Origin of the sequence: Halomonas sp. 707D4 (assembly GCF_024158685.1) — a bacterium.
Lineage (GTDB): Bacteria > Pseudomonadota > Gammaproteobacteria > Pseudomonadales > Halomonadaceae > Vreelandella.
The window spans coordinates 1-5,484 of the sequence record NZ_JAMZBD010000202.1; the positions used below are offsets into that span (position 1 = coordinate 1).

Annotated in this window: 4 protein-coding genes; all 4 read left to right on the forward strand. The window is 66.5% G+C overall.

Features of this window, described 5'->3' with window-relative positions:
- Positions 1–1,140 (forward strand): TolC family outer membrane protein (locus BIS11_RS09945; protein ID WP_253585998.1); only part of this gene is annotated, 1,140 nt, incomplete at its 5' end.
- Between the two features lie 304 nt (positions 1,141–1,444).
- Positions 1,445–3,619, forward strand: coding sequence for a type I secretion system permease/ATPase (locus BIS11_RS09950; RefSeq protein WP_253423013.1), 2,175 nt, complete (start codon positions 1,445–1,447; stop codon positions 3,617–3,619).
- A complete protein-coding gene (locus tag BIS11_RS09955; RefSeq protein WP_253423023.1) occupies positions 3,616–5,046 on the forward strand; it encodes an HlyD family type I secretion periplasmic adaptor subunit in 1,431 nt (476 codons plus the stop codon). The genes BIS11_RS09950 and BIS11_RS09955 overlap by 4 nt, the downstream gene beginning before the upstream one ends.
- A partial coding sequence (locus BIS11_RS09960) for a DNA-binding response regulator (protein WP_253585999.1) occupies positions 5,046–5,484 on the forward strand: 439 nt, incomplete at its 3' end. The genes BIS11_RS09955 and BIS11_RS09960, both read left to right, overlap by 1 nt.

Here is a 5,484-nt window from a genome sequence, read left to right on the forward strand (position 1 = left end):
ACGCTGTCGCAGATGGTGTTCGACGGCTTCGCCACGCGCAGCGAGGTCGAGCGGCTCGATCGTACGCAGCTGATCGCCTACTTCGAGCTCCTCGGTGCCAGTGAAGAAGTGGCCCTAGAAGCCTTTCGCAGTTACCTCGACGTGATGCGCTATCGCGAGCTGGTTCGTCTGGCCCAGGACAACTATCGTCAGCACCAGCGTGTCTTCGGCCAGATCGAGGAGCGTACGCTCTCCGGCGCCGGCCGCGGGGTGGATCTCGAGCAGATCAACGGTCGCCTGGCGCTGGCCGAGTCCAACCTGATGTCCGAAGCGTCCAACCTGCACGACGTGACGGCGCGCTACCAGCGCATCGTCGGCCAGCTCCCTGCCCAGAACATGCTGCCGGCGCCGTCGCTCGAGACGAACCTGCCGGCCAACGTCACCGAGGCCGTGCGCATGGCTTTCGAAGGCAACCCCGACTTCCAGGCGGCGATCGAGAACATCGCCGTGGCGCGCGCCCAGCAGGACGCCGCGCGGGCCGGCTACCTGCCGCGCCTGGACATCCAGGGGCGTACCGGTACCAACAACCAGGACAGCGTCGTTGCTGGACGTAGCGACGAGCACAGCATCCAGCTGGTGGCCAGCATGAACCTGTATCGCGGCGGGGCGGACCGTGCCTCCTTCGAGGCTGCCGCGTCGCGCATCGAGCAGGCCCAGAGCCAGCGTGAAGTGGCCTGTACCAACGTGCGTCAGACGACCCAGATCGCCTACAACGATACCCAGCGTCTGCGCGAGCAGCTGAGCTACCTCAACGAGCATCGCCAGTCCATCGACCGCGTACGCGGCGCCTATCAGCAGCAGTTCGACATCGGCCAGCGGACGCTGCTCGACGTGCTCGACAGCGAGAACGAGTACTTCGAGGCCAGCCGGGCCTTCGCCAACGCCGAGTTCGACCTGACCCTCGCCCAGGCGCGCACGCTGGCGTCCATGGGGCAGCTCATGCCCACGCTCGGCGTCACACGCGACGATATCCCGAGCCTGTCCGAGCTCGGCTACGACGGCATGACGCTGAGCTCCGCCGATACCTGCGCGCTCGACGGGCCCAGCGGTTTCACGCTGGAGGACTTTACCCGGGGCATTTCCGCTTCTTCCGGGAACTGAGGCGTTTTCGACTGGTTGGCAAGCACCCGCCGCGGGCGCGGGTGCCTGTCGAGTCGTGCCTGCCAATTGACCGGCGCGTTGAGGGAGAGCACTGCTCGACCCCGATATCATGGCGTGAATATAGGCGCGTAAAGACGACGTTATCGGGTCATTGCGGAGGGGGCGCCTGGCGTTAAATGCGCTTGACTCCGTTGCAAACCAACGCGCGGCGATCACCCCATTTCTGGTGCCGGGGCAAGGGGCGCGGCGGCACGTATTGGCGCATCTTTCTCATCACGGCACTCCTACAGGAGACGAGGCTTTAGTGGCGCAGGGCAAACAGGTGGTTTCTACCCGGGCTCCGTCCCCCGAACGCTCGAGCGATGAACTGCTCGAATGTCTCAAGGCGATCGCGAGCTATCATCAGCACGAGGTCTCGTCCGAGGCGCTCAAGGCCGGCCTTCCGCTCGAGAAGGGCAATCTCACGCCCTCCGTGTTCGGGCGCGCCGCACAGCGCGCCTCGCTGACCGCGCGCATCGTCAAGAGTGTACTGGCCAACCTCAACCCGGCGCTGTTTCCCGTCGTTCTGCTGCTGGAGCCGGGTCGGGCCTGCGTGCTGCTGGGCATCGATGCCCAGCAGGGCAAGGCCAGCGTCATCTTCCCGGAGCTTTCGGAGGCCGCCGTCGACGTGGCCCTCGACGAGCTCAACGCCGGCTACAGCGGCGAGGCGATCTACGTGCGGCCTCGCTTCCAGGCAAACAACACCAGCGAGCCCGGTATCGACAAGAAGCGCCGCCAGCACTGGTTCTGGGGCGTCATCAAGGAGAACCGGCGGCTCTACCGCGACATCGTGTGCGGATCGGTGGCCATCAACATCTTCGCGCTCGCCATGCCGCTGTTCATCCTCAACGTCTACGATCGCGTGGTGCCGAACCAGGCGACCGAAACGCTGTGGGTGATGGCGACGGGCGTGTTCATCGTGCTGTGCTTCGACCTGGCGCTTCGCCTGATGCGCAGCGCCTTCGTGGACCTGGCCGCCAGCCGGGCGGACGTCAAGCTCTCCTCGGCGATCATGGCCAAGGTGCTGGGCATGCGCATGGAGGAGCGGCCGGCCTCGACCGGCTCGTTCACCTCGACGCTGCAATCCTTCGAGTCGGTGCGCGCCTTCATCGGCTCGGCGACCATCGTGGGCATCGTCGATCTACCCTTCGTGCTGATGTTCCTGGCGATCATCGCGCTGATCAATCCGTGGCTGGCGCTGCCGGTGATCGTCGGCATCGTGTTCGTGCTGCTCTACGCGCTGGCAGCGCAGGGCAAGCTCCACGAGCTCTCCCAGACCACCTGGGAGGTGGGCGCCCAGCGCAACGCCCTGCTAGTGGAGTCGGTCTCCCAGCTCGAGAACGTCAAGGCGCTGCGTGCGGAGAGCCGCATCCAGCGTCACTGGGAAAAGGCGACCGCCTTTCTCTCGCGCACCGGCGCCCAGCTCAAGCACGTCAGCTCCTCGGTCTCGAGCGTGGCGCTTTGGGCGCAGAACAGCGTGGCGATCTGCGTCATCATCGTCGGTGTCTACCAGATCATCGAGGGCAACCTCTCCCAGGGCGGGCTGATCGCAAGCTACATGCTGTCGTCGCGCGCCATGGCGCCCATCAGCCAGGCGGCGGCGCTGCTCGCCCAGTACCACCAGTCCTCCACGGCGCTCGAGTCGCTCAACCAGGTGATGGCCAAGAAGGAGGAGCGCCACGAAGGCAAGGCCTACGTCGAAAAGCCCAGCGTCACCGGCCACCTGCAGCTCGAGAAAGTGTCGCTGCGCTACCCGGACGAGGAGCGCGACGCGCTGCGCGACATCTCTCTGACCATCAAGGAGGGCGAGAAGGTCGCGCTGTTGGGGCGTGTGGGCTGCGGCAAGTCCTCGCTCAACAAGTTGCTGCTCGGCTTCTATCGGCCCAGCGCCGGCGCGGTGATGCTCGACGGGATCGACATTCGTCAGCTCGATCCACTGCAGCTGCGCCGCCACATCGGCTATGTGCCTCAGGACGTGAGCCTGTTCTCCGGCTCGCTCAGGGACAACATCGTCGCCGGCGGCGGCAGCGACCGGGTGGACGACCACGCCTTGCTGCGCGCGATCAAGATCGCCGGGCTGGAGCCGCTGGTGAACGGCCATCCCAAGGGGGTGGACCTGCAGGTGGGCGAGCGCGGTCAGGCGCTGTCCGGCGGCCAGAAGCAGGCCGTGGCCATCGCCCGGGCGCTCGTGCAGGATCCGCCGGTGCTGCTGCTCGACGAGCCCACCAGCGCCATGGACAACGCCAGCGAAGAGGCCTTCAAGGCCAACCTCACGGCGATCGCCGAGGGCAAGACCGTGCTGGTGGTCACGCACCGCACATCGCTGCTGTCACTGGTGGATCGCATCATCGTCATGGACGCCGGCAAGGTCGTGGCGGACGGCCCGCGTGACAGCGTGGTCGAGGCGCTGCGCAACGGCCAGATCGGGAGGGCCTCCTGATGGCGAAGAATTCCTCCACCACCGAGCAGAAAGGCTTCGAGGCCATCGGGCGCTTTTCCGAACAGGGTCAGAAACCGTTTCGGCCGTTCATGGATCGGCTGTTCGCCCGTCGGGTGAGCGCGGCCCACCTGAGCCGCGACTGGGCAAGCGACACCGACTGGGCGCGCATGCAGCAGGAGCCGATTCGCGCACGGCTGTTTCTCTACACCACCTTGCTGGCGTTCATCGCCGTGCTGGTGTGGGCCTGCTTCGCGCCAATCGACGAAGTGACGCGCGGTACCGGGCGTGTGATTCCGGCCAGCCATCTGCAGCGCATCCAGTCCTTCGATGGCGGCGTGGTCGAGCAGATCAACGTGCGTGAAGGTCAGGTGGTCAGCGCCGGCGAGGTGTTGATGCAGATCGACCCGACCCGGTTCGTGTCCGACTTCGGCGAGAACCGTGCCCAGCGCTATGCCTTGGAGGCACGCGCCGAGCGCCTGCGGGCGCTGGCGACCGGCACGGCGTTCGAGCCCTCGGAGGAGCTTCGCCAGGAGGTGCCGGGTATCGTCATGCAGGAGCGCGAAGCGTTCGAGAGCAGCACCGAGGAGCTTCGCGAGCAGGAGAACGTGCTCGAGGACCGCGTACGCCAGCGCCGCGAAGAGCTTCGGGAAGCCCAGGCGCGGCGCGATACCGCCGCCCGTGAAGCGGGAATGGCCAGCCAGGAGCTCAACCTGACGCGCCCGCTGCTCGCCTCCGGGGCGGTGTCGGAAGTCGAGGTGCTGCGCCTGGAGCGCGAAGTGTCCCGCGCCTCCGGCGAGCGTAGCCAGGCGGACGCCTCGGTCTCGCGTCTGCAGGCCGCGGTCGAGGAGGCCCAGACCCAACTGCGCGAACTCAGCGCCGAGCGGCGCAGCGAATGGCGCACCAACCTGGCTCAGGCCGTGGGCGATCTGAACGCGCTGCAGCAGTCCGGCACCGGGCTGCAGGACCGCGTGCGCCTGGCCGAGATCCGCTCGCCGGTCGACGGGGTCATCCAGCGTATCCATATCAACACCATCGGTGGCGTAGCCCAGCCCGGCCAGGAAGTGGTCGAGATCATCCCCAGCGACGACCAGCTGCTGGTCGAGGCGCGTATCGCGCCCAAGGATATCGCCTTCCTGCACCCCGGCCAGGCCTCGACCATCAAGCTCACCGCCTACGACTACTCCATCTACGGTGGCCTTCAGGCGGAGCTCGAGCATATCAGCGCCGACACCATCACCGACGACGATGGCAATACCTTCTATCTGGTGCGTGTGCGCAGTATCGAAAACGAGAATCCGGCCGAAAGGCTCCAGGTCATTCCCGGGATGACGGCGCAGGTGGATATCGTGACAGGAAAACGAACGGTCATGCAGTTTCTGCTGAAGCCCGTGCTAAGAGCGTGGCGTGACTCAATGGGAGAGCGCTGATGAAACACCATTTCATAACCACCGATGGGGACATGAAGGCGCGCTGGGTGGAGGCGTTTCCGGAGGCCTCGTCCATCTCGGCCGAGCAGGGCAGCGATGCGATCGGCACGGGCGATGTGGCCTGGCTGGTCACGACGATTGATGACTGGCCCCTGCGGGTCGGGGACCTCGCCCAACGTGGTGTCACGGTCGTCGTGCTCAGCTACAGCGCCGACGACCAGGAGGCGCTGCTGGCCTTCGAGCAGGGCGCGCGTGGCTATGCCCATACGCTGGCGGCGCCGGAGGTGCTCGAGCAGGTGGCGCTGGTGGTCACGAACCAGGGCATCTGGGCCGGCCAGGCGCTGCTTTCCAAGGTGCTCGGCGGCTCGTTCCAGGCCCTGCAGCAGCGCCGCGCCGGTGAGCCATCGCTCTCCGCGCCGCTTCTGGCCCAGCTGACCG